This is a genomic window from Acinetobacter sp. AS23 (assembly GCF_023612055.1).
Lineage (GTDB): Bacteria > Pseudomonadota > Gammaproteobacteria > Pseudomonadales > Moraxellaceae > Acinetobacter > Acinetobacter oleivorans.
In genome coordinates, this window is sequence record NZ_CP082274.1 from 1,212,431 (window position 1) to 1,238,821 (window position 26,391).

Annotated in this window: 25 protein-coding genes, 1 tRNA gene and 1 pseudogene; 12 read left to right on the forward strand and 15 right to left on the reverse strand. The window is 39.5% G+C overall.

Going from position 1 to position 26,391, the window contains the following annotated elements; all coding sequences use genetic code 11:
• Positions 1-173 precede the first annotated feature (173 nt).
• The 6 genes from rpsB to K6I41_RS05630 all read left to right on the forward strand — a co-directional run bounded on the left by rpsB (position 174) and on the right by K6I41_RS05630 (position 4,548).
• Positions 174-926 carry a 30S ribosomal protein S2 gene (gene rpsB / locus K6I41_RS05605; protein ID WP_002118204.1) on the forward strand — a complete coding sequence of 251 codons (753 nt, stop codon included), beginning with the start codon at positions 174-176 and terminating at the stop codon, positions 924-926.
• 137 nt (positions 927-1,063) lie between these two features.
• Positions 1,064-1,939: a translation elongation factor Ts gene (gene tsf / locus K6I41_RS05610; RefSeq protein WP_004791001.1), complete on the forward strand. Its 876-nt coding sequence runs from the start codon at positions 1,064-1,066 to the stop codon at positions 1,937-1,939.
• A 65-nt stretch (positions 1,940-2,004) separates the two neighbouring features.
• The gene (locus tag K6I41_RS05615; RefSeq protein WP_151766938.1) at positions 2,005-2,490 is read left to right on the forward strand and encodes a DUF3465 domain-containing protein; all 486 of its coding nucleotides are present in this window, start codon (positions 2,005-2,007) and stop codon (positions 2,488-2,490) included.
• Between the two features lie 104 nt (positions 2,491-2,594).
• Positions 2,595-3,419, forward strand: coding sequence for an AraC family transcriptional regulator (locus K6I41_RS05620; RefSeq protein WP_013197211.1), 825 nt, complete (start codon positions 2,595-2,597; stop codon positions 3,417-3,419).
• Between the two features lie 93 nt (positions 3,420-3,512).
• On the forward strand, positions 3,513-4,229 hold the full coding sequence (locus K6I41_RS05625) for an AzlC family ABC transporter permease (protein ID WP_250375373.1): 717 nt from the start codon (positions 3,513-3,515) through the stop codon (positions 4,227-4,229).
• A gap of 1 nt (position 4,230) precedes the next feature.
• Positions 4,231-4,548, forward strand: coding sequence for an AzlD domain-containing protein (locus K6I41_RS05630; protein WP_013197213.1), 318 nt, complete (start codon positions 4,231-4,233; stop codon positions 4,546-4,548).
• 43 nt (positions 4,549-4,591) lie between these two features.
• Here the strand turns inward: K6I41_RS05630 and K6I41_RS05635 are convergent, their stop codons facing one another.
• From K6I41_RS05635 to K6I41_RS05685, 11 genes are all read right to left on the reverse strand, one after another.
• The gene (locus tag K6I41_RS05635) at positions 4,592-5,041 is read right to left on the reverse strand and encodes an Mpo1 family 2-hydroxy fatty acid dioxygenase (RefSeq protein ID WP_004791012.1); all 450 of its coding nucleotides are present in this window, start codon (positions 5,039-5,041) and stop codon (positions 4,592-4,594) included.
• A gap of 572 nt (positions 5,042-5,613) precedes the next feature.
• Positions 5,614-6,225, reverse strand: coding sequence for a septal ring lytic transglycosylase RlpA family protein (locus K6I41_RS05640; protein ID WP_004791014.1), 612 nt, complete (start codon positions 6,223-6,225; stop codon positions 5,614-5,616).
• A 289-nt stretch (positions 6,226-6,514) separates the two neighbouring features.
• Positions 6,515-7,516, reverse strand: coding sequence for a lytic murein transglycosylase B (mltB, locus tag K6I41_RS05645; RefSeq protein ID WP_004791015.1), 1,002 nt, complete (start codon positions 7,514-7,516; stop codon positions 6,515-6,517).
• Between the two features lie 19 nt (positions 7,517-7,535).
• The gene (rodA, locus tag K6I41_RS05650) at positions 7,536-8,678 is read right to left on the reverse strand and encodes a rod shape-determining protein RodA (RefSeq protein WP_005307110.1); all 1,143 of its coding nucleotides are present in this window, start codon (positions 8,676-8,678) and stop codon (positions 7,536-7,538) included.
• A gap of 127 nt (positions 8,679-8,805) precedes the next feature.
• Complete coding sequence (locus K6I41_RS05655; RefSeq protein ID WP_005307108.1) at positions 8,806-9,456, reverse strand: hypothetical protein; 651 nt, start codon at positions 9,454-9,456, stop codon at positions 8,806-8,808.
• A 23-nt stretch (positions 9,457-9,479) separates the two neighbouring features.
• Entirely contained in the window at positions 9,480-10,292 is an 813-nt protein-coding gene (gene queF / locus K6I41_RS05660) for an NADPH-dependent 7-cyano-7-deazaguanine reductase QueF (RefSeq protein ID WP_250375374.1), read from the reverse strand.
• On the reverse strand, positions 10,289-11,062 hold the full coding sequence (locus K6I41_RS05665; protein ID WP_004791025.1) for an ABC transporter permease: 774 nt from the start codon (positions 11,060-11,062) through the stop codon (positions 10,289-10,291). Before K6I41_RS05665 ends, queF begins: the two co-directional genes overlap by 4 nt.
• Entirely contained in the window at positions 11,059-11,994 is a 936-nt protein-coding gene (locus tag K6I41_RS05670; RefSeq protein ID WP_250375375.1) for an ABC transporter ATP-binding protein, read from the reverse strand. Before K6I41_RS05670 ends, K6I41_RS05665 begins: the two co-directional genes overlap by 4 nt.
• A 117-nt stretch (positions 11,995-12,111) precedes the next feature.
• Positions 12,112-12,188: transfer RNA gene (locus tag K6I41_RS05675), tRNA-Arg, on the reverse strand.
• A 100-nt stretch (positions 12,189-12,288) separates the two neighbouring features.
• On the reverse strand, positions 12,289-12,927 hold the full coding sequence (locus K6I41_RS05680; RefSeq protein WP_250375376.1) for a hypothetical protein: 639 nt from the start codon (positions 12,925-12,927) through the stop codon (positions 12,289-12,291).
• A 147-nt stretch (positions 12,928-13,074) separates the two neighbouring features.
• Positions 13,075-13,761: a 3'-5' exonuclease gene (locus tag K6I41_RS05685; protein ID WP_250375377.1), complete on the reverse strand. Its 687-nt coding sequence runs from the start codon at positions 13,759-13,761 to the stop codon at positions 13,075-13,077.
• 252 nt (positions 13,762-14,013) lie between these two features.
• Between K6I41_RS05685 and K6I41_RS05690 the strand changes: the two genes are divergently transcribed.
• Positions 14,014-15,243 (forward strand): alpha/beta hydrolase, encoded by a 1,230-nt coding sequence (locus K6I41_RS05690; protein ID WP_151988452.1) that lies wholly within the window; start codon positions 14,014-14,016, stop codon positions 15,241-15,243.
• Between the two features lie 23 nt (positions 15,244-15,266).
• Here the strand turns inward: K6I41_RS05690 and K6I41_RS05695 are convergent.
• Positions 15,267-15,428 (reverse strand): annotated as a pseudogene (locus K6I41_RS05695) (hypothetical protein).
• A 61-nt stretch (positions 15,429-15,489) separates the two neighbouring features.
• Here K6I41_RS05695 and glyA point away from each other — a divergent pair.
• Complete coding sequence (gene glyA / locus K6I41_RS05700; protein WP_032052288.1) at positions 15,490-16,743, forward strand: serine hydroxymethyltransferase; 1,254 nt, start codon at positions 15,490-15,492, stop codon at positions 16,741-16,743.
• Positions 16,744-16,805: 62 nt separating this feature from the next.
• Here the strand turns inward: glyA and K6I41_RS05705 are convergent, their stop codons facing one another.
• Genes K6I41_RS05705 through adeF form a run of 3 tightly spaced genes read right to left on the reverse strand, consistent with a single transcriptional unit; the run spans position 16,806 to position 22,700 of the window.
• Complete coding sequence (locus K6I41_RS05705) at positions 16,806-18,281, reverse strand: efflux transporter outer membrane subunit (RefSeq protein WP_250375378.1); 1,476 nt, start codon at positions 18,279-18,281, stop codon at positions 16,806-16,808.
• Positions 18,282-18,293: 12 nt separating this feature from the next.
• Positions 18,294-21,473, reverse strand: a complete 3,180-nt coding sequence (adeG, locus tag K6I41_RS05710) for a multidrug efflux RND transporter permease subunit AdeG (protein WP_107882658.1) — start codon at positions 21,471-21,473, stop codon at positions 18,294-18,296.
• Positions 21,474-21,479: 6 nt separating this feature from the next.
• Positions 21,480-22,700: a multidrug efflux RND transporter periplasmic adaptor subunit AdeF gene (gene adeF / locus K6I41_RS05715; protein WP_250375379.1), complete on the reverse strand. Its 1,221-nt coding sequence runs from the start codon at positions 22,698-22,700 to the stop codon at positions 21,480-21,482.
• A gap of 201 nt (positions 22,701-22,901) precedes the next feature.
• On the opposite strand from adeF, the gene K6I41_RS05720 reads away from it, so the two are divergent.
• The 4 genes from K6I41_RS05720 (at position 22,902) to K6I41_RS05735 (ending at position 26,382) form a co-directional block, all read left to right on the forward strand.
• The gene (locus K6I41_RS05720; RefSeq protein ID WP_151743281.1) at positions 22,902-23,930 is read left to right on the forward strand and encodes a LysR family transcriptional regulator; all 1,029 of its coding nucleotides are present in this window, start codon (positions 22,902-22,904) and stop codon (positions 23,928-23,930) included.
• A gap of 175 nt (positions 23,931-24,105) precedes the next feature.
• On the forward strand, positions 24,106-24,891 hold the full coding sequence (locus K6I41_RS05725) for an ABC transporter substrate-binding protein (RefSeq protein ID WP_005307073.1): 786 nt from the start codon (positions 24,106-24,108) through the stop codon (positions 24,889-24,891).
• Between the two features lie 91 nt (positions 24,892-24,982).
• Entirely contained in the window at positions 24,983-25,672 is a 690-nt protein-coding gene (locus K6I41_RS05730) for an ABC transporter permease (protein WP_087399935.1), read from the forward strand.
• Positions 25,669-26,382 carry an ABC transporter permease gene (locus K6I41_RS05735; protein ID WP_151826455.1) on the forward strand — a complete coding sequence of 238 codons (714 nt, stop codon included), beginning with the start codon at positions 25,669-25,671 and terminating at the stop codon, positions 26,380-26,382. The genes K6I41_RS05730 and K6I41_RS05735 overlap by 4 nt, the downstream gene beginning before the upstream one ends.
• The last annotated feature ends 9 nt before the right edge of the window (positions 26,383-26,391 follow it).

Genomic DNA, 26,391 nt, shown 5'->3' on the forward strand with positions numbered 1-26,391 from the left:
GGTATAAATAGCCGCCCATTTTATCAAATGCTTTTCGTGAATATCTTTTACGAACAAATTTGATAGGTGGAGTAAAAAATCCGCACATATATCGTCACATTACTCTGGGTGCCTGTAAAAGGGTGGAGAATGCGGATATATGGAGGCCTAACCCAACTTTTAAGGTAAAGAAAATGGCAGATTACAACGTAAGCATGCGTGACCTTCTTCAAGCAGGCGCGCACTTTGGTCACCAAACTCGTTTCTGGAACCCAAAAATGCGTCAATACATTTTTGGCGCGCGTAACAAAATTCACATCATCAACCTTGAGCACACTGTTCCTGCGTTAAATGATGCTTTGAACTTCGCTAACCAATTAGCAAGCAAAAAGAACAAAGTTTTGTTCGTTGGTACAAAACGTGCTGCTTCTAACATCATCCGTGAACAAGCTCAACGCGCTGGTCAACCATATGTAGATCACCGTTGGTTAGGTGGTATGTTGACGAACTGGAAAACACTTCGCCAATCTATCAACCGTTTAAAAGATCTTCAAACTCAATCTCAAGACGGTACTTTCGCTAAGCTTACTAAACGTGAAGCTTTAGAACGTGCTCGTGAGATGGAAAAACTTGAGCGTTCTTTAGGCGGTGTTAAAAACATGGGTGGTTTACCTGACGCATTATTTGTAATCGACGTTGATCACGAAGCGATTGCAATCAAAGAAGCGAAGAACTTAGGTATTCCTGTTATCGGTATCGTTGATACAAACTCTAACCCAGACAACGTTGATTACGTTATTCCGGGTAACGACGATGCGATCCGTGCAGTAACTCTATATGCTTCAGCTATGGCTGACGCAATTCTTGCTGGTAAAGAATACGCTCAATCTCAAGCGAACGCTCAAGCAAAAGGCGATGACGCTGCGAAAGACGCTTCTGAGGCTTAATGCGTTTTGACGCAGGCTTGTCATTTTTGCGACATGTAATGGTGGCAAATTAAGCGTCGAGAGTGCAAACGGCCCAGAGTTTCTTTGGGCCGTTTTTGTTGAAAAGATTTATTTTCTACCGATTTTAGGAGATCAACATGACTGCAATTACTGCAAGCATGGTAAAAGAATTACGTGACCGTACTGGTCTTGCAATGATGGAATGCAAAAAAGCATTAACAGAAGCGAACGGTGACATCGAGCTTGCTATTGATAACCTTCGTAAATCTGGTCAAGCTAAAGCTGCTAAAAAAGCTGGTAACATTGCTGCTGACGGTGCAATCACAATCGTTCAAGAAGGCAACAAAGCAATTCTAGTTGAAGTTAACTGTCAAACTGACTTCGTTGCTAAAGACGAAAACTTCTCTAACTTCTCTAAAGCTGTTGCTACTGCTGCTTTAGCTGCTGGTGAAACTGATGCTGCTAAAATCGCTGAATTAAAATTAGCAGACGGTCAAACAGTTGAAGAAGCTCGTATTGCGCTTGTTCAAAAAATCGGTGAAAACATCCAAGTTCGTCGTGCGAAAATCGTTGAAGGCGAAAACTTGGCTATCTACAAACACGGTTTAAAAATCGGTGTTGTAGTTTCTTATACTGGTGATGCTGACACTGGTAAAGGTATTGCAATGCACGTTGCTGCATTCAACCCAGTAGCTGTAAATGCTGAAGCTGTTCCTGCTGACCTTATCGCTAAAGAAAAAGAAATTGCTGAAGCGAAAGCGTTAGAATCTGGTAAGCCAGCTAACATCGTTGAGAAAATGGTAACTGGTTCAGTTGATAAATACTTGAACGAAGTTGCTCTTGATCGTCAAATGTACGTAATCGACAACGACAAAAAAGTTGCTGATGTATTAAAAGCAACAGGTACTACTGTTGCTAACTTCGTACGTTTCGAAGTTGGTGAAGGTATTGAGAAAAAAGCAGAAATGAGCTTCGCTGAAGAAGTTGCTGCTGCTCAAGCTGCTGCGAAGTAATTCGTATCACAATAAAAAAAGCCCCATTGGGGCTTTTTTTATCTCAGTTAAATTAAGGGTAGACAATGACAAATAAAAAAAATCTCAGTATTGGTGGTGTCATAATTTTATTGATTGCTGCATATTTTGGTCTGGATTTATCTGGGCATAAGCAAAATCAATCGCCATCATCAGTCATGCCCGAAGCTCAGCATACTGAAACTACATTTTCAAATAATGGGGTTGATACAATAAAAGCTGCTTATCAGCAGAGACAAAGTAATGTTCAAGTGCAGGGAAGTGGCCGAGTAAAAGCAATTTTAAGAGATGATAATGATGGGTCGAGACACCAGAAATTTATTCTTGTACTAAAAAATGGCCTTTCAATTTTAGTCGCGCATAATATTGATTTAGCACCTAAAATTCCTAATTTGAAAAAAGGTGATGTCGTAGATTTTTACGGTGAATATGAATATAACCCAAAAGGTGGTGTATTGCACTGGACTCATCGTGATCCACAAAATCGTCATGAAAGCGGTTGGCTCAAACATGATGGGCAAATCTACCAATAAAGCCGAATAAACAAATAAAGAGATTGTTTTTATAGAGCAATTTTATTCTATTCAGTTTCTTAAAACATGCTATGGTTTTTTTATTGAATAGATGAGACGTATTTATGCAGCGGGAGCAAGCCGATTATCTGCATGTGCGAGAGCTGGGCGGTTTAGAGTTACTAAAAGCACATTATCACCAAACACAATTTTCGAAGCATACTCATGAAGGGTACTGTATTGGTGTGATTGAAGAGGGAGCACAGTCTTTTTTTAGGACGGGCCAGCTGCATGTAGCTCCTAAAGGCGACATTATTTTAGTAAACGCTGACGAAATTCATACGGGTTCATCTGCGGTAGAGTCAGGTTGGCGATATCGAGCAATTTATCCTACACCTGAAATGTTGGCAGAAGTCAGCCAAGATTTTTTTGAAAATTCACGTGGGGCGCCATGGTTTCCTCAAGCTGTCATTCGTGACTTGGGTTTGGCTCAACAACTATGTTTACTCTTTGATTTATTAGAACAAAAAGATAATTTTTTACTTAAAGAAACGATGTATTTATCGACTTTAGCCTGTTTAATGAAGCGGCATGGTCAATCAAATCATACTTTTTGTGAGTTGCCTGAAGCATATTCAAAAATATTAAGAGTTAAAGAATTACTGGTAGAAATGCCTGAAACAAACTTTTCTTTGCAAGATCTGGCTGACATGGTGGGTCTAAGTGCATGGCATTTCTTAAGACAATTTAAAAAATATGTGGGCTTGCCACCTCATGCTTGGCTTGTTCAAGCACGCTTACAAAAAGCAAGACAATTATTAAAACAGGGTGACCAAATTGCGATGGTGGCACAGCAATGTGGTTTTTCTGATCAAAGCCATTTTAATCGTCACTTTAAAAAAGCAATGGGAGTGACGCCTACTCAATATGTAGCTAGCCTAAATAACTAGATTATTAAAAATTTATTTACAGCAATTTTATCCAATATAAATCAACGCTCATTACGCATTTTATAGAGAGATCTTTTATCTTGGATTTTATATATGAATATTCAGCTTCATCAGTTGGTGAGGTTTCCAAAAAATAAGCCATCCTATCTTTTTTTACATGGTGCAATGGATATTTTGCCCTTGTCAATTTCTGTTATTCCTTGGGCAATCTTGGCAGGCTCTATGGCAATTCATGCAGGTTTATCTTTTTATAAAGCCCTTGCGATGTCGGGAATTGTTTTTGCTGGAGCAGCTCAATTAGTTAGTTTAAGCATGGTAATGGAAGGGGCATCTACTTTTACAATTTATGTGACGATTTTCTTTTTAACGGCTCAGCATTTTATTTATGCACTAACTTTAAGAAATGACATTTCTGCTTTGTCTTTATCGAAACGGTTAAGTTTGGGTTTTTTATTAACGGATGAATTATTTGCGGTGTGTGCATCTGGTGAAAAAAGACAGCCAGAATATCTGTTAGGTGCAGGTCTGTCTTTTTATTTATTCTGGGTCGTTTTTAGCTTGGTTGGAATACTTTTGGCAACAGTGATTCCAGACTTACTAAATTATCATTTAGATTTTTCAATTGTGGCTATTTTTATTGCCATGATCGTGCCGCTATGTAAGGGGCTGCCTGTAGTTGCTGGTGTGCTAATGACTTGTTTAAGCGGGTTTTTCTTTAAATTTTATCAAGTTGAAGGAGCGATTTTACTTTCAGGATTAATCGGGATGTTGGTTGCTGTGTTAACTGAAAAAATAAGTAAGGAGCAATAATATGTCTTGGTTTATGATTTTAGGTTTGGCAGCAATCGTCTTTTTTAATCGTTATTATTTTTTAGAACCCACTGTTAAAATTAAATTACCGCTTATTATGAATAAGATGCTTAATTATTCTGCACCTTGTTTATTAACAGCAATTTGTATTCCAGTTGTTTTTTTTGATGGCGATAATTTAAAAGGAATTATTGATAATCCTTATATTTATGCAGCAATCTTTTGTATTGTGATTGCCCTTTATCTGAAGAAAGTGCTTTTAAGTGTTATCGCTAGTTTGGTTTTTTTCTATTTTATAAATTTTCTAATAAATTACTAAAATGTAAAAGCTGAATCGAGATGATCCAGCTTTAATTCAACAATTAGGATATAGCGTGTTTTTGTCTACTTTTCCATTTGGGTAAGATTTTTCCTAGATAAGCATCCATACACCAGACCGGGCCAATGAGTAAAAATTGTAAATCTTTAAAGAACGATGGCTTTTTACCCTCAACTTTATGGCCATAGAACTGTCCGATCCAAGCAATCACAAAAATAGCAATATAAAATCCTACTCCTACAGGTAGGGTGTAAATGAGCCATGCCATAACAACAAGTAAAGCTGCCATTGCAACAGCAAGTACAAGATCTAAACGAGCATAAAATACTAAAGTGAGTACAAGTAATAGAGCAGTGAGTAAGGTGCTGAAATGGGCAATGATTCCAATAATAGAAAATAAAATGGCAGGAACGCATAGCCAGTGAATTTGTTTATTGGTTGGGTTTTGATGGCTTTCGCTATATTCGTCAAACCATTCTGTAACGGATTTCATTAATGGCACGCTCCTTGTTTTAACTTTGATTTCTTTTTTCTAGATGTATTTTAGCCTGTTCTGGAGAAATTCGACAAGAAACCAACACTATTCAACTATAGCGACTTGGCAGTAAAAACTGAGGAAGGGGTAGAAGAAAAAAATAATGTGGCGCTGATTGAAAAAAGAGTTAATTCGAACTCAAAAAAGGGTGCAATATTTCATAATATTCTTTCTGTGTTGCTCAATGATGAAAACACCAAAAAAAGTGTAATTTTGAGATGGGTGGGAAAATTGTGTGAAAAAGCTCTATTCATCTACTCTAAAAACGCCATAAATAGCCCTTATTTTAGAAAAATGGTACTAGGGTAGCGAAAATTTATTAAAGTCGCTCTAAGCGCAATTTAGAAGCGAAATAGACTTTGATAAAATAAATGCAATTTTTTGTTTGAAAAATAATCAAAAGTGGGGTTGGAGAAGGGTTAAAAAAGATAATTTTTTTACCTTAACCTAGGAATTATTTTCATAGTTTAAAACATAAAAAAGCCGCAGAAAAAATTGCGGCTTTTTACATGAGCTCTAGAGTCTATAACTTATGAAGTTGGACCATCAACGCGCTCAATATTTACTTTTGCAGTTCCAGCATTGGTAATACCAAGACGTTTAGCTGCACCGTAAGATAGGTCAAGTACACGATTGCCATGGAAAGGACCACGGTCGTTTACTTTTACAACCACACTTTTACCATTGTCTTTATTCGTTACTCGAATGTAACAGTTCAACGGTAGGCTACGGTGAGCAGCAGTGAGGGCATTCATATCGAATGTGTCACCACTTGCTGTTTTGCGTCCATGGAATTGACGACCATACCATGAAGCCATGCCAGTTTGGCTAAACTTACGAACAGTGTTTGAAGCTACTGTGTTAAGTTTTTCAATCACTGAAGGCTCATCTTCAGGGATTTCAATTTTTGCTGCGATAGCTTGACGACGGATTTGATCGCCAGAACGTTCAGTGATTGAAAGACTGTTAATATTAGAAAAACGAGAATTAAAATTTTGAGTATCTTTACTCAATACACGAGCTGCTAAATTAGAACCATCTACATCACTATTTAATGATGAAGATTGCACCATTTCAGCGTGCAATGGGGCTATGCTTAAACTAGCCGTCAGTGCAAGAACGTATTTCAGCGATAACTGCATTTGTATAAACTCCTGAGAACATGTACTTTTTTCTTTCAGCGATTGACTGAAATTTAAAGTGAACATGTCTTATTATTCACTTTTGCAATTGCTACATTGGGGTGGATAATATTCATCGCTTACGGAGAGTGTCTAGTCTTTAACGAGAAATAGTTACAAAAAGGGCAAAAACTTACAGTTCTGGGTTAAAAAATGATCAAAAGTGTAACAAAATATTAATTTTGTGCGTATTGTGATCTATTTAACAAAAATATTTATTGACTTTTACATAACTCATAAAAAAGCTAGCCTATCGGCTAGCCACCTCAGTGCCTAATAACCATACAGCAGTAGCATACATACGGCTCTTATTATAGGTCGTAATCACTTGAAAATTCGGGTAAGTCAAATAGTAAATTGGACCATTATAGTCTTGTAATTGAATAACATTCACCATATCCAGATCATCAATTTTAACTAAAGGATTTAAAGGTGAAACCCCGAGTGTCTTTAATGCACCATATGGAAAAGGTTGAGTTAAATCTTTAGCAATAACACTGTCTGGATTTGAACCTGTGTAACGTGCCATAAACCCGATAGGTTGATCGCGTTGCCATCCTTGTTTTGCTAAGTAATTTGCGATTGAACCGATTGCATCTTCTGCAGAGTTTCTTAAATCGATGTGACCATTACCATCATAATCGACCCCATATTTACTAATATTACTCGGCATAAATTGTGGATAGCCAATTGCACCTGCATAGGAACCTACAATACTACTTGTTGGGTAACCTTCTTTATAGGTCCATGCAATAAGAGCAGCAAGTTCATCACCAAAATATTCAGCACGGCGAGGGTAGCCAAAAGCAAGTGTAGCTAATGCATCACGTGTAATAAATGAACCTTTATTTGCGCCATAACCTGTCTCAACACCCAAGATACCTAAAATAACAGCTTGAGATACACCATATTGTTGTTCAGCACGGTTTAAAGCATCTGCATATTGGTTTTTAAAACGGACACCACGTTGAATTGTTCCTTCAACCAAAAACATAGAACGATAGTCATACCAAGGTTTGCTTTCACCTGGACGAGTCATAATATTTAGAATGTTTGGTAAATTTTTTGCACCATTCATAGCTGCATCAACTTGATCGCCACTTAACCCATAAGCGCTCATCGTTTTTTGTTTAAAATTTACATAATCAGGATGTGTTGCAAAATCGTTGGCCTGAGCAAAGTGACTTGTACTGATTAAACCAGTACATAAAGCAAGCATTTTTAAAGTTTTATTTAAGTGTTGAGACAACATATCGTTTTAAAATTCCAGATTATCGATGTGTATGAATGGACATGACTAAACCAAAGGTGGCCATTAAAGTAATAATAGCTGTTCCGCCATAACTCATAAAAGGTAAGGGAACACCTACTACAGGTAAAATACCACTGACCATTCCCGCATTTACAAATACATAAACAAAAAAAGACAAACCAAAGGCGCCAGCAACTAAACGTCCATAGTTATGGAAGCTTTGTAACCCGATTTGGAATGTCCTAAAAATAATAGCAAAATAAAGAATAACTAAAATAAGTACACCGATGAGCCCAAACTCTTCGGAGTATGCAGCAATAATAAAGTCGGTATGACCTTCAGGCAAAAAGTGCAAATGTGATTGGGTACCTTCGAGAAAGCCTTTACCTGAAAAACCGCCAGAACCAATTGCGGTTTTAGATTGAATAATATTCCAACCTGTACCGAGCGCATCTGCCTCTGGATCAAGTAAAGTTAAAACCCTTTGACGTTGATAGTCGTGTAAAAGAAATTCCCAAGCAATTGGAATAACCACTGCAGCACAGGCTCCCGCAGCACCGATCATACGCCACGATAGTCCACTTAAAAATAAAACAAATATACCGCTTGCTAATACTAAAAGTGATGTCCCTAAGTCAGGTTGTTCTGCAATCAGTAAAAAAGGAATACCAATTAACATTAAAGATAAAACAACTTGTGAAAAACTAGGGGGAAGTGGTTTACGTGCTAAAAACCAGGCAATCATCATAGGCATGCCGATTTTCATGAATTCACTGGGTTGAACACTTCCGAAACCAGGAATATCAATCCAGCGCTGAGCACCCATTCGGACTTCACCAAATATCATGACTGCCAAAAGTGAAAATAAGCCAAATAAATAAAAATAGGGTGAAAAAGCTTGATAGACCTTTGGCGGAATTTGGGCTAGACCAAACATCACTAAAAAGCCAATACCAAAACTCATGGCTTGTTTACTCACTAACCCCACATCTTGTGCAGAAGCACTATATAGTACGGTTAAACCTAATAGCGCATTTAAGAGCAGAAATAGGCATAGCCAAGGGTCAACATGGAGTTGTTGCCACTTTGAAGGTTGCATAGCAGTGCTAAGACCATCTCGAGGAGCTTGGCGTAAAAATTTATATTGTGGGCTAGGAGACATGCGGCGTTAACTAAGGTCAATCAGTGCTTGGCGCATGCTAACATAAACTTGGTTAATGGCAATGTATATCAATATTTTGCAATAAAAAAACCTAGCTCGCGCTAGGTTTCCGATAGTCTATTTTTTATTAGTTAAAGAATAAACCATCATGATATTCAGCCATCGCTTTTAGTTCAGTGCGATTTAGGCTTGGAATCAGTTTGTCGATCGCAATGTGAACAGCTTTTGTTACAGCTGCTGCACCAATATCGGCTGCTTTACGCTTAATCATGCCAAGGTCTAATGTTTTATTAAAATCAGACATGAAGTGTTTAATCATGGCATCGCCGAATTGTTTATATAATTCAGCTAAAGCAGCTTTATTAATGTCATTGCCTGCTTCAAGTTCAGTAAAGTTATGCTTAAGGTTAGTCACTAAACCCGCATCTAAATTTACGCCTACTTTATATTGGCCTTGTGGGTCTTTAAATAAGCTTTTTTCAGAAAACTCTACTGATTGTTTAACCACATCATTTGGTGCTTTGCTTAGCAATTGCTTTAAAAGAACAGCAACAGTTGATTTGACATAGCCTGCTAGTTTTTCGGCAGTATCGCGCTTTTCACTTGCAGGAAAATGCTGAACTAACTGAATTAAGACATTATCAATAATCTCTTCATTAAGTTGTAAAGCAATCTTATCGCGAAGTGGATATAAAGGTTCGCTAGAATTCTTATTCGCAATTCCAGTTTGTATATCGTTCAATAAGCCTTCAGAAGGGGTAAAACCAAAAAACGGCATGGTGTATCCTCAAATTATTCGTTTTATTGTCGTGCCAATCGAATCGGTTTTGGCATCCATGAAAGATCCGATACTCGGCAAGGGTTAATATCAAGTCCGCCGCGACGAGTATAAGTTGCATAAACCATCAGCTTCTCAGGCTCTAGATTTTGCCAAATATCGGCAAAGATCTGTTCAACACACTGTTCGTGAAAGCCGTTATGCTGACGGTACGAGATAATATAAGCTAAAACACTACGATAACAAGGTTTTTTGCCTTTAAAACGAATAAAAACTGTACCCCAATCCGGCTGTCCCGTGACTGGGCAGTTACTTCTCAAAAGATGAGAATACAGCTCAATTTCAACTTCTTCACCAGACTCATCTCGTTTTAAAAGAGTTGCATTAGGATGTTGCTCTAAACGTTCTGGAGTAAGGTCATCAATACAAATGCCTTGAGGTTTAGAAATCTCTAAATCATCAACCTGAAATAAGGTTAATTCAACTTTTGCACCCGCAGCAGCTGAGAGATCTTTTTCAACCGTTTCAATGAATGGCTCTTTCGAATCAAATTGAGTGAAATTAAGACTATTGAAGTAAAGTTTTAATGACTTGGACTCAATTAAATTCGGTGAAGAAGCGGGCAGAGTAATTCTGCCAATCGCAACTTGTGGAATATCATGAGCGTTTAACCATGAGATTTCAAAAACATGCCACCAATCTTTACCTTGAGTAATGCCTTCAATATGTGAATAGCTTTCACGAGACTGAGCACGGGCAATTGGAAATAAAACATCAGGTTGATAATTAGTTGGATATTGGGTTTCTTTACCCAATAAAGACTGTTCGACACTCATTCACGCATTCCTGAACCACGAGCAAGTAAATAGTAAGCAATTCCGTAAAGTACAACACAGCATGATGTCACAATGATTAAAGAGAATGAAACATTCACATCACTATGACCTAAGATGCCAAAACGGAAAGCATTAACCATATAAACAATAGGGTTAATTAAAGAAAGTTTTTGCCAAAAAGGACCAAGTGCACTAATGGCATAAAACACACCACCTAAATAAGTTAAGGGTGTAAGAACAAAGGTGGGAATAATAGAAATATCATCAAATGATTTTGCATAGACTGCATTAATAAAACCACCTAATGAGAAAAGAACCGATGTAATTAAGACTGTATATATAGTTACGAACCAGTTGTGTATGAAAAGGTCAGTAAAGAACATGCTCATTGCAGTCACAATTGCACCAACTAATACACCACGGCAAATACCGCCAATTACATAGCCCCATAAAATGATATGGAGTGGAACGGGACTCATGATGAGTTCTTCAATACTTTTTTGGAATTTTACACTAAAGAAACTTGAAGAAACGTTGGCATAACTATTGGTAATGACTGCCATCATAATTAAACCGGGCACGATAAATTGCATATAGCTCACGCCACCCATTTGTCCAATGCGTGAACCCACCAAATTACCGAAAATGACAAAGTACAAACTCATTGTAATTGCTGGTGGCAATAGGGTTTGTGGCCAAATGCGTAGAAAACGGCGTACTTCTTTACGAACGATGGTCCAGAGAGCAATTTGCAGTTGGCTAAAATTCATTTTGCCTCTCCTTCAAGATTTTTCTCGACCATTTTGACAAATAATTCTTCTAAACGGTTCGATTTATTACGCATACTACGAACACGAATACCTTGAGATTCTAATAGCTGGAATAGGTCATTTAATGTATGCGCTCTATCCATCGTTACTTCTAATGTATTGCTATCAATTAAGTTAAACTTTACACCAATAATATTTAACTGAAGCGGCCCAATCGGTTCGGCTAAATCGAAGATAAATGATTCTTCATTGAGCTGATTAAGGAAGTTCTTCATGCTGGTATCTTCTTTAATTACACCGCGGTCAATAATCGCAATTTGACGACACAACATTTCTGCTTCTTCTAAATAGTGGGTCGTTAAAATAATAGAAGTACCGCCTTCGTTCATTTCAGTCAGAAAATCCCACATAGAACGACGTAATTCAATATCTACACCAGCAGTAGGTTCATCTAGAATAAGAAGTTTAGGCTCATGCATCATGGCACGGGCAATCATCAGACGACGCTTCATACCACCAGACAGCATGCGTGCTTGTATATTACGTTTTTCCCACAGGCCGAGCTTTTCTAAATAATGTTCGGCACGTTTTTCTGCAATCTTTTTATGGATGCCGTAATAGCCAGCTTGAGTGACTAAAATATCGAATGTTTTTTCAAACTGTCCAAAGTTAAATTCTTGAGGAACGACGCCAAGCTGCTGTTTTGCCAGAGATGGGTGGGTATCGAGATTGTGCCCAAAAATCTCAACTGTTCCTGAGGTTTTTTTCGTGAGGGAGCTGATAATACCAATGGTTGTTGATTTGCCGGCACCATTTGGGCCTAACAACGCATAAAATTCACCTTCAGGCACAGTGAGGTTAATACCTTTTAACGCCTGAAAACCATTACGATATGTTTTGGACAAATCTCTTAAAACCAAAGCATCAGTCATGAAATTCTCACATTATGAAAGAGGGGTATATTTTGAGCGATAATGATTAATAAACCAAGTAAAATAGTCGGAATTTTATAAAATTGAGATAAATTTATGAAGTTATTATATAAAAGCTGGTGCGCCCGGCGGGGATCGAACCCACGACCCCAGGTTTCGGAAACCTGTACTCTATCCAACTGAGCTACGAGCGCATGCGTGGGGCACATCATAGGAAAAAAACACTGGCAGGTAAAGCACGAAATACGTGCCAAGTGAATTTAATGCTTAATTAAACAGCAAGTTGTTTAATATTTATATACTTTCTTGAAGAAGCTGAATTGAATAGTTAATTGTATGTAAAGCACTGGCAAGTTCCTGAGGCGGAATCCGTGATTCCTGCAAACTGGTAATCCATTGCATTTGACACAGTTTAAGCTCTTGTATTGTTGTGGCTTTCTCTATTTTTTGAACTAGTGGTTTAGTCATTAGTCCACAATAACTGCTAAGCGTTTTCATCATTAATAGTTGTATTTCTTCGAAAGAGAGAATCTGAATGGGCGTTAATGGTTGAAAATATGTAGTACTGGACTGATCTAAAGTTTTTTGCTCGGAAAGCTGGATTTCTCCAACAAGATTCGGGGAATGTGCTATGGAGCTACCAATAATTTCTTTTTGCTTTTCTTCTACTTTATTTATTGGAGATGGGGATGTTTTTAAAATAATTTCTTCATCAGTTAATGTTTCTGTAGAGGCAGCTGGGGCAATGAGCTCTAAGTCGATAAGCTGTTGAATCAATTCTGGAGAAGCAATGCGCTTTTTAAATTCACCATTTAAGTTTTGAAAATCTTCATGGTCTATCAAGAGTAATAAACGTCTTTGTTTTGCATTTAAAACAATATTGCGTTGTTGAAGCGCAACTCTTCCTAAATTGGTTCTATAAAAACCAGCCATGATGTTTCCCCAATATAAAAATAAATCAGACTGTTCAATTTTCTGAGTTGAACAGTGCTGTTTTTAATAAAATATAAATGGGGTTAACCATAAAACTCAAAAATGACAATATGATGAAGAATTGATGAATATCATCTATTTAAGTCATTAAAGTACATTTTCTAATGCTTTGCGAAGGTAAATATCAAGCTCATCTTGGCGTAATAACCATTGAATATAGTCTTTAGGAAGTTCAGCAATTGCTGTGCCTTTATGCTTACCAAAGTTAACCGTTGTGGGGATACGTGCTTCTTCAGAAACTCGGTATAGCTCTTCAATATCTTGAATATTTAAATGATAGACAATATGCATCAAAATATTAGCAGTCAAAATAATATCGGCATCGGCACGGTGTGCACCTTTGAGCAATTCACGAGCTTTACTACTGCCTTGAGAAATCATATAGATCAGTGCTGAAATATTATGTGCTTCCGCTTCAGGCCAAACTTTACGTGCTAAAGCTAAAGTACAAATTGGTTTAATATTCGATACATCTACACCGCAACGTGCAATCGCGGCAATATCGTAATCAATATTGTGACCAATAATATAAGTCGTGCTCTCTGGTAATTTAAACGTTTTATAGTGAGGCTGGTTTTCTAAATCTGATTCTAATATATGGTGAACTGCCATAGCGGCGTAAGAAATAGGGGTACCGACTTGATAGAGCTGATCAAACAATTTGCTTTTATCTAAGGTGAGCTTGCCTTCATTAATTTCAATCGGGGCATACGCAATTTCAATAGGCAAACCATTTAGTGTATGTGTTTCTGTATCTAAAATAATGGTTTGCATAACTGGCCCTTTAAACAATCACGAGTAAGTATAAATGTTAACAGTTGGCTACTTACTTTAAAACATGGACTAGAGTCAGAAATTAGCGAGAATGACAATTCATGCTCAAAAATAGAGTCTTTCATGGATTAATTTTGCTCAAATATGACTTGCCAAACATTAAGTTTAGGCGTAATTGTTTTTAAGGCATTAGAAAATGTTGATTAAAAAACTAAAGCACAACAAAAATGGAACTTAAGGGAAGATATACCAATGAAAATGAAACTGCTCATGACCAGTGTTCTTAGCACAAGTTTATTGTTGACGGCATGTGGTGGAGGAAGTAGCGATGACAGCCCAGTAAGTACTAATCCATCTGGTACTCCAGCCAATAATATTCAAAACCCAGTGGTTAAAGTAGATGCTTACACAAGTACTAACTTAGGATCAGTTGCTGCTGAAAGTAGTATTTTGACCTATAAAATGTTAGGCCAAAGTGGCCAAGAAGTGCAGGCAACCAGTTTAGTATTCACACCAAATACTCCACCACCAACAGGCGGTTGGCCAATTGTAGTCTGGGCACATGGTACTACAGGTGTTGCAGATGCCTGTGCACCAAGTAAAGCAGCTTTAACAGACAGTACAAAAGATTTAATTAGTAAGTTACTTGCAGCTGGTTATGTTGTTGTTGCACCAGACTATGAAGGTTTAGGTACTTCAGGCCTACATCCATTTTTAAATGTTAAAAGTGAGGCTTTCTCAATTACAGATGCTGTGGTTGCAACGCGTAACTATTTATCACAGCGTAACTTATTAACTTCAAAAAAATGGCTTACAGTCGGACATTCCCAAGGGGGACATGCTGCGTTGAGCGCTGCACAATATGCGAGTCGTGCACAGCTAGACTATAAAGGTACAGTAGCCGTAGCACCAGCTTCTAATTTAGGTTTTATTTTAGTTGCAGGTGAACAAGCTGTTGCTAATGCAACTATAGATAAAAAGATTCCGATGTATGCACAGCTTGATACCTATACTGCGTTAGTTACAGCGGGTATTCGAAATACACAGCCAAGCTTTAATTATTCGCAGGTATTTACTTCACAAACAGAAAGTACAGCACAGCAGGCAGAAACGATTTGTGCGGGACCATTAGCCCAAGCTTTGGCAGTTAATATGCAAACCTACGCAGCAACTCATGGCGGCACACTGGACGGTTTTACGCGTACACAACCTAACTTTATGGCAGTACCCTTAGTTAAAACATTCTTAGATAAAGATTCTCAACCTTTACAGGCAAAAGTATCTACACCAATCATCATTTATCAGGGGCTAGCAGATACAACAGTTCCTAAAGTAGCTACAGATATTTTGATATCTAATGCCACTGTCGTAGGTACTAAAATTAATAGTTATGTGACTGGTAACTGGGACCATGGCACGGCGATGAGTAGTAATGTAGACAACATTGTTGGAAATGTTCAGACCTTGCTAACAGCACAATAGAGTTATTGATATTTAAAGTATTTTTAACCTTCTTGTAAGTTAAAGTGAATGAGGAAAAAATTTAACATATAAGCTTTAAAGCAGCTTTTTTATTGATTTATAAACAATGGCTCATTTTTTATAAAACTTGAGCCATTTTTATTTAAAACTGAGCTAACTTCATTCTGTTTAATTATAAAGTTCATGCTACAATATGTCGCAATCTTAGCACGGCTTAAAAGCCCTAATTTTATAGGACCCCCGCTAATGTTTGCCAATATTTCCATTTCTGAATTTGATCCAGAATTAGCTCAAGCAATTGCTTCTGAAGGTGAGCGTCAAGAAGCACATATCGAGTTAATTGCTTCTGAAAACTATTGCTCTCCTGCTGTGATGGAAGCGCAAGGATCAAAACTTACGAATAAATATGCAGAAGGTTATCCAGGTAAACGCTACTATGGCGGTTGCGAATATGTGGATATCATTGAGCAAATGGCGATTGATCGTGCTAAAGAACTTTTTGGTGCAGATTACGCAAACGTTCAACCACACGCTGGCTCACAAGCTAACTCTGCTGTTTATCTAGCACTTCTTAACCCAGGCGATACTGTTTTAGGTATGAGCTTGGCTCACGGTGGTCACTTGACTCACGGTGCTAAAGTAAGCTTCTCTGGTAAAACTTATAATGCAGTTCAATACGGTCTAAACGCTGAAACTGGCGAGATCGATTATGAAGAAGTTGAACGCTTAGCATTAGAGCACAAGCCACGTATGATCGTTGCTGGTTTCTCTGCTTACAGCCGTGTTGTAGATTGGCAACGTTTCCGTGACATCGCGGACAAAGTTGGCGCTTACCTTTTTGTTGATATGGCTCACGTTGCAGGTCTTGTAGCTGCTGGCGTATATCCAAACCCAGTTCAAATTGCTGACGTAACTACAACTACGACTCATAAAACACTTCGTGGTCCACGTTCTGGTTTAATCCTTGCGAAAGCGAATGAAGAAATCGAGAAAAAACTTCAATCAGCTGTATTCCCTGGTAACCAAGGTGGTCCATTGATGCATGCGATTGCTGCTAAAGCAATCTGCTTCAAAGAAGCAATGTCTGATGAGTTTAAAGCTTACCAACAACAAGTTGTGAAAAATGCTCAAGCTATGGCTGAAGTGTTAATCGCTCGTGGTTATGACGTTGTTTCTGGTGGTACAGAAAACCATTTATTCTTGTTATCTTTAATCAAGCAAGATGTAACTGGTAAAGATGCAGATGCTTGGTTAGGTGCTGCTCACATTACTGTGAACAAAAACTCAGTTCCAAATGACCCACGTTCTCCATTCGTGACTTCTGGTATCCGTATTGGTACTCCAGCGGTAACAACTCGTGGTTTCGGTGAAGCTGAAGTTCGTGAGCTTGCTGGTTGGATCGCTGATGTGATTGACAGCAAAGGTGACGAAAAAGTTATTGCTGACGTAAAAGCGAAAGTTGAAACTGTTTGTGCAAAATTCCCTGTATACGCACAATAAGTTGTAAATATAAAAAAAGCGCCGTATGGCGCTTTTTTTATATCAAGTTAATTAGATAAGAATTAACTTTTAAATTTTGCCGATGACTCGGCATCATGCCAGCCACCACCTAATGCACGGATTAAATTTACACTAGCCATCATTCTGGTGCCGTTAAGCTGTGCAGAAAGTTGCTCTTGTTGCAAAATAGTCCGATCCGAGTCAATCACATCAAGATAGCTAATCGCACCTTCTCGATAACGTAAATGAGACAATTGATTTGCATGACGAGAAGAAGATAGCGCTTGGCTTTGAGCCTGAATTTGCTGATCGAGAATTCTTTGATCAGATAAACCATTTTCAACTTCGCGAAATGCATTCAATACAGTTTGGCGATAATTCGCAACGCTTTCTTCATAGGCAGCTCGCGCTTGAGCGACTCCAGCTTTACGTTGCCCGCCGTCAAATAATGGCAAAGATAAAATAGTGCCTGCGACTGGACCAAGTAAGAATGTACGGCTCGACCATTTTCCTAAATCACCTAAAGTTGATGATTCATAACCGAAAGCACCTGTCAGGTCTAGTTTTGGGAAGAAAGCAGCACGTGCAATTCCAATACGCGCATTATCTGCTGCCATCGCACGCTCGGCAGCAGCAATGTCAGGTCGTCTTTCAAGTAAGGCTGATGGTAAACCTGCTGGCAGACGGAGGCTGTTTGCAGTTAAAGGTTGAATTGCCAAGCTAAACTCAGCAGGTGTTTTGCCTAACAATACTGCAAGCGCATGCTCTGCATTGGCTCGGTTACGAGCAATGTTCAGTGCATTGGTTTGGGCGGTGGCCAGTTCAGTCTGTGCGCGAGAAACATCTAATTCACTGACTAAACCATTTCTAAAACGTGTTTGAACTAAGTCACGTGTCTCGCCAAGCAGTTTAATAGTGCGATTATAAATTGCTTGTTCAGCGTCAAGCTGACGAATGAGAAAGTAACCTTGGGCAACATCTGCTTGTAAAGCTAAAAGTGCCGACTGATATAAAGCTTCTTGTTGCTGTACATCAGCTGTTGCTGCATTGACACTACTGGCGATACGACCAAATAAATCGAGCTCATATGAAACATTCGCTTGAGCACGCCATAAGGTTTGTGCAGATGTATGAGCGTTATCATCTAAACCCAATGAAGCAGGAGAGGGTTTTTGACGAGTTGGGCCAAAGCCAGCACCAATACTTGGTAAACGTTCAGCTTGTGCTGCCGAACGTAATGCACGTGAAGCCTGAATATTGGCCGCTGCCGCTTTAAGACTCTGGTTTCCAGAAATGGCTTGTTGTTCGAGCTCATTCAATTGAGCATCATTAAAAACACGCCACCACTCACCTCGAATCTGCTGATCGGCAGGTTGGGCAATTTTCCAATTATTGTCTTCAAGTTTTGGGTCAGACTCTTTAAATTTGACTGGAACTATCACTTTTGCAGGTTGATATTCTGGAGCCAAAGAGCAGCCTGCAAGCAGCAGGCTTCCCATGAGTGAGGACAATAATAGGCTTTGTTTTGCTGTAGCCATCAAATGTCCTCCTTAATGATCATGTGGGGTAGATAAAGGTGCTTCATGAACTGCTGCCGAATGCAATTTATGTTTACTGTTCAATGTGCGAATCAGGACATAAAAGGCAGGAGTCAGGAACAAACCAAACAGCGTTACACCGATCATGCCGAAGAACACCGCAATACCCATGGCATGACGCATTTCAGACCCAGCACCAGTTGAGGTAACAAGTGGGACTACACCCATAATGAATGCAATAGAAGTCATTAAAATTGGACGTAAACGTAGACGACTTGCTTCAACAGCTGCTTTAAAGGCAGTTGCTCCTTGCATTTCGAGTTCCCGTGCAAATTCGACAATTAATATGGCATTTTTACAGGCCAGCCCTACCAGCACCATCAGACCAATTTGGGTAAAGATGTTGTTATCTCCGCCTGTCAGCCAAACACCCGTCAGAGCTGCCAAGATTCCCATCGGTACAATTAGAATTACAGCTAAAGGCAAGGTTAGACTTTCATATTGAGCAGCCAGTACCAAGAACACGAGTAATACACTAATTGGGAATACCCAGAGTCCTGCATTACCAGCCAAGATTTTTTGGTAAGTTAAATCTGTCCATTCAAACTTAATACCACGTGGTAGAGTTTGAGCAGCAATACGTTCAACCGCAGCTTCTGCTTGGCTAGATGAATAACCCGGTGCAGGGCCACCGTTAATATCGGCTGATGTGTAACCGTTATAACGAACTACCATTTCTGGACCATAGGTTTGAGTTACATTCACCAATGAAGATAAAGGCACCATTTGTCCCGCACTGTTTCGGGTTTTAAGCTGCAAAATATCTTCAGGATTAGCACGGAAAGGGGCATCTGCCTGTGCTCGAACCTGATAAACACGTCCAAAGCGGTTAAAGTCGTTAACGTATTGAGAACCTAAATAAATCTGCATGGTGTTGAAAACATCAGTCACAGCAACACCTTGTTGTTTGGCTTTTACACGGTCCAGATCTACGTTCAGTTGAGGTACGTTAATTTGATAACTTGAGAACATTGGACCAAGTTCAGGGGCTGATTGTGCTGCTTTCATAAAGTTTTGGGCAGCATCATTTAAGGCTGAATAGCCTAACGCACCTCGGTCTTCAAGTTGGAGTTTAAAGCCGCCCATGGTGCCTAAACCCATCACGGGTGGTGGTGGGAAAACCGCAATATAGGCATCTTGAATGGCTGAATATTTCTGGTTGAGCGCACCAGCAATTGCATTTGCAGATAAGTCTTTAGCCTTACGTTCATCGAATGGTTTTAAGGTTACAAAGACAATACCGGCGCTTGAGCTGTTGGTGAAACCATTAATTGATAGGCCAGGGAAGGCAACTGCACTTTCTACACCAGGCTGTTTAAGTGCAGTGTCACTCATTTTACGAATGACAGCTTCGGTACGATCTAATGAAGCACCATTTGGTAATTGAGCAAAGCTAATCAAATATTGTTTGTCTTGAGCGGGAACAAAGCCCCCCGGAACAATATAAGAAATACCAACAGTTAAACCTAAAAGTGCAGCATATACACCCATTGCCGATGCTTTATGGGAGATAACACGACTTACGCCTTTACCATAGTTGTCTGACGCACGGGTAAACACACGGTTAAACAGCGCAAAGAAACGTCCGAATACACGGTTCATAATGCGTGTTAATGCATCAGGTTTAGCGTCATGTCCTTTCAGTAACATGGCGGCTAAAGCAGGAGATAGTGTAAGAGAGTTAAATGCCGAAATAACAGTTGAAATGGCAATAGTCATGGCAAATTGTTTATAAAATTGCCCTGTTAAGCCTGTCATAAAGGCAAGTGGAACGAACACGGCAACCAGCGTTAAAGCAATGGCAATAATCGGTCCGCTCACTTCTCTCATCGCGCGATAAGTTGCATCTCTTGGGCTTAAGCCTGCTTCAATATTCCTCTCGACATTTTCGACGACGACAATTGCGTCATCGACCACAATCCCGATGGCAAGTACCATCCCGAACAGTGAAAGCGCATTGATTGAGTAACCAAAAGCAAGCATGAGTGCGAATGTACCAATAATTGAAACTGGTACAGCAAGCAATGGAATGATTGAGGCACGCCATGTTTGTAAGAATAAAATAACAACCACAACAACCAGTGCAATCGCTTCAAGCAAGGTATGAACGACCGCTTTAATACTTGCACGTACGAACTGAGTCGGATCGTAAACAATGTCGTATTTAATTGAAGATGGAAAATCTTTTGAAAGCTCCTTCATCGTGCTACGCACTTGATCAGAAACTTGCAAAGCATTAGCGCCTGGCGCTTGGAAAATTGGAATTGCGACCGCTTGTTTATTATCGAGTAATGAACGTAAGCCATATTGTGAAGCTGCAAGTTCAACACGAGCAACATCACCTAAGCGAGTGACAGCACCATCAGGTGCAGTTTTTAAAATGATATCTGCGAATTCTTGCTCAGTGGTTAAACGACCTTGAGCGTTCACTGAAAGTTGTACAGGAGAATTAGTTGGCGATGCACCAATGGTACCTGCTGCAACCTGAATGTTTTGTTCGCGGATTGCACTCACAATTTCAGTGGCTGTGAGATTACGTTGCGCTACTTTTTGTGGGTCGAGCCAGACACGCATTGCGTAGTCACCCGAACCAAATAAACCGACTTCACCTACACCTTGTAAACGAGCCAAGCGATCTTTTACATTGAGCACTGCGTAGTTACGCAAGTAGGTCATGTCATAGCGATTATCTGGTGAAGTCAGATGCACAACCATGGTTAAGGTAGGTGAACTTTTTAACGTAGTGACACCTAAACGCTGTACGTCTTCAGGCAAACGAGGCATGGCCTGAGATACACGGTTTTGAACCAATTGCTGAGCTTTGTCTGGGTCAATACCGAGCTTAAAGTTCACTGTAATGGTTAAGTTACCGTCACTGTTTGCCTGAGACTGCATATACAGCATGTCTTCAACGCCGTTGATGGATTCTTCAAGCGGAGAAGCAACAGTTTCTGCAATTACTTTCGGGTTTGCACCTGGATATTGAGCACGTACCACCACAGATGGTGGAACAACTTCCGGATATTCTGAAATCGGTAATTTAAATACCGAAAGTAAACCGGCAAGTAGAATCAGTACTGATAACACACCAGCAAAGATCGGCCGATCAATAAAGAATTTAGAAATATTCATATGTGATTAACCTTTTGCCGGAGTTGATGTTTTTTCTGTTGGCTGAGGTTGAGGAGTAGTGCTGCTCGCAGTGATTTGTGCATTTGGCATTGGAACAAGATGCGGGGTCACAGGGTCACCCGGACGAATTCGCTGTAAACCATTCACCACAATACGGTCACCCGCTTGTAATCCGCTATTTACGATTTGCAAGCCATCTTGTTGTGTGCCAAGTTTTACTTCACGGTAAGCGGTCTGATTTTTAGCATCGACTACAACAACAAAGCGTTTATCTTGGTCGACTCCGACCGCAGTTGGACTAATCAGAATTGCTGAACGAGGTTGACCACCACCCAGACGGATTCGAGCATATAAACCCGGTAATAAAACTCCGTTTGGATTGTCGAAAGTCGCGCGAACACGAATCGTACCTGAGGTCGTATCTAGGTTATTGTCGATTGAGTTGATAACTCCTTCACGAGAAAACCCAGTTTCATTGGCAAGTCCCATATAGACAGGAACTTGTGCTGAATTACGTTGATTACTGATGTATTTCAGGTAAGTTTGTTCATCAACATCGAAAGATGCGTAGAGGCGGGATACAGACACTAAACTTGTTAAAACCTGTGCTCCATTACCCGCAGAAACTACGTTGCCCACAGTCACTTCGGCACGAGAAATTCGACCACTGACTGGTGCAGTAATGCGCGTGTACTCAAGATTTAAATGTGCAGATTGAACGGCTGCTCTGGCGGCTTGCAGGTTGGCACTGGCTGAGCGTGCATCATTTTCAGCTAGATCTAACTCTTGACGAGATACAGCATTACTTTGAATTAAACGTTGAATACGAGAAAGATTAGAACCTGTATAAGTCACTTGTGCTTCAGTTGAAGCAAGTTGAGCTTGGGCACGATTGAGTTCTGCTTCGAAAGGACGCGGATCAATGGTAAAAAGTAAATCGCCTTTTCTAACCAGACTGCCATCTTTGAAGTGTACGGAAATGAGTTTACCTGAAACCTGTGGCCGAATATCGACTTGATCAATGGCTTCTAAGCGACCGGAATATTCTTGCCAATCGGTAATGGTTTTGCTGATGACATTAGAAATATCAACAGTAGCAGCTTGTTGAGCTGTGGTCGGTGCAGCTTTTGCATCGGCATTTTCATGTAAAAACATAAAACTGCCACCTGTTGCCAAAATGGCGACAAAGATGGCAGACAGCGCAAACTGTTTGCGGGAAAATGACATGAGGTGCTCCTACTTATTTGGATACCTGTTTTCAGACTTTTAATTATGGTCCGTATGGGAGAAACAGGGTTTATGAGATGAACGGAGCATAAAAGTTTGTCAATTACGAATAAATATATTAAATTCGATAACACTATTCGTATTTTTATAACAATTGATGTGTTTGAATGAAAAAATGCATTAATTGATAGGAGTGTGCGTGTGGATCTATTTCATGCCATGAAAGTATTTAACAAAGTTGTCGAAACAAATAGTTTCAGTTTAGCGGCTGACAGTTTAGGCCTACCGCGTGCTTCTGTGACTACAACCATTCAGGGTTTAGAAAAACATTTACAGGTTCGTTTATTAAACCGAACCACCCGTAAACTCAGTTTGACACCAGATGGTGCGGTTTATTATGAACGTACTACACGAATTTTAGCCGATGTCGAAGACGTTGAATCGACTTTCCATGATTCGGAACGTGGACCACGAGGCCGACTACGTATTGATGTTAAAGCTTCAATCGGACGGCTTATTCTTATTCCCATGCTTTGTGATTTTCATTCCAAATATCCTGATATTGATTTGGTAATTGGAATGAGTGATCGCCCCGTAGATCTGGTACAAGATGCGGTGGATTGTGTCATTCGTATTGGTCAGTTGAAAGATTCAAGTTTGGTGGCACGTCGTATAGGAACAATTCAGTGTGTGACGGTTGCTGCACCCCGTTACTTGGCGGAACATGGCGAACCAAAAACTATTGATGATCTACAAAAACACCAAGTCGTGCATTACTTTAATAGTCGTACCGGACGCAATATCGACTGGGATTTTATGGTTGATGGGGAAATTCACAGCGTTGGCGTGAAAGGGCGCGTTTCTGTCAATGATGGTGATTCATATATTGATTTGGCGGTACAAGGTTTTGGTCTAATTCAATGTCCATATTATATGGTGGCAAAACATTTAGAGACTGGTGCGCTTAGGGAGGTATTGACTGAATGGTTACCAGCACCAATGCCAATATCAGTCGTTTATCTACAAAACCGTCATTTATCGCCTAAAGTCCGTGTATTTGTTGATTGGGTAGCCGAATTATTTGCAGGTTGTCCATTGCTGAGTGGTTGCTCAATGTCATTAGATCAAAAATGTGAATTTGCCAGTGCCAAAGAACATAACCATGAATACACCATCCGGACATTGGTTCAAAATGAAAATATGGCAGAGGCTTACACACTCAAAAACTAACTTAAAATTTGAGTGATTTTTCAACATTTAATGAGGTAATACGACCAGCTGTTTTGACATCTTCATAAATCCTTAATTTACTGGTATAGAAATTGCAATTATTTCGGCAGAAGAGTAATTTAGAAATTACTCAAGTTTTTATCACCTTATTTGGATTTTAAGGAGAAGCTTCAAGATGGCAAGCTTTATGAAAAAAATGTTCGTTTCAACAACCTTAGTTTTGGCTGCTGTTGCAACGAATGTTCAAGCAAAGGATTGGAAGGTGATTCGTTTTGGTACTGAATCCTCTTATGCACCATTTGAATATAAAACACCAGATGGCAAGTTAACTGGTTTTGACGTTGATTTGGGTAATGCTATTTGTGCAAAACTCAAAGCCAAATGTGTTTGGGTTGAAAACTCTTTTGATGGGATGATTCCAGCACTTAAAGCGAAAAAATTTGACGGTATTCTTTCATCAATGACGGTGACTGATGAACGTGCGAAACAAATTTTGTTTAGTAGCAAAATCTACAACACACCAACACGTATGGTTGCAAAAAAAGGCTCACCGTTATTACCAACAGCTGCATCATTGAAAGGTAAGCGTGTAGGGGTACAACAGGGCACAATTCAAGAAACTTATGCTAAAACCTATTGGGCAACAAAAGGTGTAACTGTTGTACCTTATCCAGTCCAAGATTTGATTTATCAAGACATGATGTCAGGTCGTTTAGATGCAACTTTACAAGATGCAATCATGGTTGATGGTGCTTTCTTAAAACAACCAAAAGGCAAAAACTTTACTTTTGTCGGCAGCAATGTGGTTGATGCAAAAACATTGGGTGTAGGCGCAGCGATTGGTTTACGCAAAGAAGATGCAGATTTGAAAGCGAATATTGACAAAGCTCTCGCAGCAATCATTGCGGATGGCACATACAAGAAACTCGAGAAAAAATATTTCTCCTTTAACATTTACTAATGATGTGAAAAATGTCGGCTTAGTGCCGACATTTTAAAATCTATTCTCATCTCATCAATATTAGATATTGTTTTTAAGGAGAAGATGAGTCATGTTTTTATCTGGCTATGGGCCACTCCTTCTCAGCGGAACATGGATGACCATACAGCTTGCGCTGTTGTCACTTTTGCTTTCTGTCATTATTGGCTTAATTGGTGCGAGTTCAAAACTCTCTAATATTAAAGCTTTACGTTATATTGCGACCGCCTATACCACGCTCATTCGTAGTGTGCCTGACTTGGTGATTATGCTGCTGTTATTTTATAGCTTGCAGTTAGGTTTAAACCAAATTACTGAAGCACTGCAAATGGACCAGATTGATATCAACCCATTCGTGGCTGGTGTGATTACTTTAGCGTTCATTTATGGTGCATATTTTACCGAGACCTTTCGTGGTGCATTTCAATCGGTTCCAACGGGTCAAATTGAAGCAGCAAAGGCCTATGGTATGACCCCTTGGCAGGTTTTTCGACGTGTTTTATTCCCTCAAATGATGCGTTTTGCATTGCCTGGCATTGGTAATAATTGGCAGGTTTTGATTAAGGCGACCGCACTTGTTTCTATTATTGGCCTGACTGATATTGTAAAAATTACACAAGATGCGGGTAGAAGTACCATGCAACTGTTCTTTTTCAGCATCGTCGCTGCTGCCATTTATTTGGCAATTACCACCGTGTCCAACCTGATTTTAATGTGGCTTGAACGTCGTTATTCTGCTGGTGTGAGGAAGGGACAATTATGATTGAAATCCTTCAACAATATTGGCAGGCATACCTTTGGACCGATGGCCTACAAATGACCGGTGTCGCGATGACTGCTTGGTTATTGGTGCTTTCTATTGGTATTGGGTTTGTGCTTGCTGTGCCTTTATCACTTGCACGAGTATCAGAAAATATCTGGTTGCGTGGTCCAGTTTGGTTGTTTACCTATGTTTTTCGTGGCACACCACTGTACATCCAATTGCTGATTATTTATTCAGGTATTTACAGCTTTGATTACGTCCATGAACATCAAACACTCGATGCATTTTTTCGAGAGGGCATAAATTGCACCATTTTGGCATTCGCGCTCAATACTGGTGCATATACGACTGAAATCTTCGCAGGAGCGATTCGTTCTATTCCACATGGCGAGATTGAAGCTGCCCAAGCTTTTGGAATGTCAAAATGGAAACTCTACACACGTATTATCATTCCGTCGATGTTACGCCGTGCTTTGCCATTTTACGGTAACGAAGTCATTTTGATGTTACATGCGACAACCATTGCATTTACAGCAACTGTTCCAGATATTTTAAAAATTGCGCGTGATGTAAATGCGGCAACCTATGACACCTTCAATGCTTTTGGGATTGCCGCGGTGTTATATGCGATGTTGGCATTTATTTTGATTTGGATATTTCGTAAGTTGGAAAAACGTTGGTTGGCATTTTTAAAGCCATCGAATCATTAGGAGACATAA

Excerpts from the sequence above, each read along its gene's own strand:
- K6I41_RS05625 (WP_250375373.1), top strand. The coding sequence starts at position 3,513 with ATGAATATTCAGCTTCATCAGTTGGTGAGGTTTCCAAAAAATAAGCCA.
- K6I41_RS05670 (WP_250375375.1), bottom strand. The coding sequence starts at position 11,994 with ATGACTGATGCTTTGGTTTTAAGAGATTTGTCCAAAACATATCGTAAT.
- glyA (WP_032052288.1), top strand. The coding sequence starts at position 15,490 with ATGTTTGCCAATATTTCCATTTCTGAATTTGATCCAGAATTAGCTCAA.
- K6I41_RS05615 (WP_151766938.1), top strand. The coding sequence starts at position 2,005 with ATGACAAATAAAAAAAATCTCAGTATTGGTGGTGTCATAATTTTATTG.
- K6I41_RS05620 (WP_013197211.1), top strand. The coding sequence starts at position 2,595 with ATGCAGCGGGAGCAAGCCGATTATCTGCATGTGCGAGAGCTGGGCGGT.
- K6I41_RS05685 (WP_250375377.1), bottom strand. The coding sequence starts at position 13,761 with ATGCAAACCATTATTTTAGATACAGAAACACATACACTAAATGGTTTG.
- rodA (WP_005307110.1), bottom strand. The coding sequence starts at position 8,678 with ATGTCTCCTAGCCCACAATATAAATTTTTACGCCAAGCTCCTCGAGAT.
- queF (WP_250375374.1), bottom strand. The coding sequence starts at position 10,292 with ATGAGTGTCGAACAGTCTTTATTGGGTAAAGAAACCCAATATCCAACT.
- K6I41_RS05665 (WP_004791025.1), bottom strand. The coding sequence starts at position 11,062 with ATGAATTTTAGCCAACTGCAAATTGCTCTCTGGACCATCGTTCGTAAA.
- rpsB (WP_002118204.1), top strand. The coding sequence starts at position 174 with ATGGCAGATTACAACGTAAGCATGCGTGACCTTCTTCAAGCAGGCGCG.
- K6I41_RS05635 (WP_004791012.1), bottom strand. The coding sequence starts at position 5,041 with ATGAAATCCGTTACAGAATGGTTTGACGAATATAGCGAAAGCCATCAA.
- K6I41_RS05730 (WP_087399935.1), top strand. The coding sequence starts at position 24,983 with ATGTTTTTATCTGGCTATGGGCCACTCCTTCTCAGCGGAACATGGATG.
- K6I41_RS05725 (WP_005307073.1), top strand. The coding sequence starts at position 24,106 with ATGGCAAGCTTTATGAAAAAAATGTTCGTTTCAACAACCTTAGTTTTG.
- tsf (WP_004791001.1), top strand. The coding sequence starts at position 1,064 with ATGACTGCAATTACTGCAAGCATGGTAAAAGAATTACGTGACCGTACT.
- mltB (WP_004791015.1), bottom strand. The coding sequence starts at position 7,516 with ATGTTGTCTCAACACTTAAATAAAACTTTAAAAATGCTTGCTTTATGT.
- K6I41_RS05690 (WP_151988452.1), top strand. The coding sequence starts at position 14,014 with ATGAAAATGAAACTGCTCATGACCAGTGTTCTTAGCACAAGTTTATTG.
- adeF (WP_250375379.1), bottom strand. The coding sequence starts at position 22,700 with ATGTCATTTTCCCGCAAACAGTTTGCGCTGTCTGCCATCTTTGTCGCC.
- K6I41_RS05680 (WP_250375376.1), bottom strand. The coding sequence starts at position 12,927 with ATGGCTGGTTTTTATAGAACCAATTTAGGAAGAGTTGCGCTTCAACAA.
- adeG (WP_107882658.1), bottom strand. The coding sequence starts at position 21,473 with ATGAATATTTCTAAATTCTTTATTGATCGGCCGATCTTTGCTGGTGTG.
- K6I41_RS05735 (WP_151826455.1), top strand. The coding sequence starts at position 25,669 with ATGATTGAAATCCTTCAACAATATTGGCAGGCATACCTTTGGACCGAT.
- K6I41_RS05705 (WP_250375378.1), bottom strand. The coding sequence starts at position 18,281 with ATGGCTACAGCAAAACAAAGCCTATTATTGTCCTCACTCATGGGAAGC.
- K6I41_RS05630 (WP_013197213.1), top strand. The coding sequence starts at position 4,231 with ATGTCTTGGTTTATGATTTTAGGTTTGGCAGCAATCGTCTTTTTTAAT.
- K6I41_RS05655 (WP_005307108.1), bottom strand. The coding sequence starts at position 9,456 with ATGCCGTTTTTTGGTTTTACCCCTTCTGAAGGCTTATTGAACGATATA.
- K6I41_RS05640 (WP_004791014.1), bottom strand. The coding sequence starts at position 6,225 with ATGCAGTTATCGCTGAAATACGTTCTTGCACTGACGGCTAGTTTAAGC.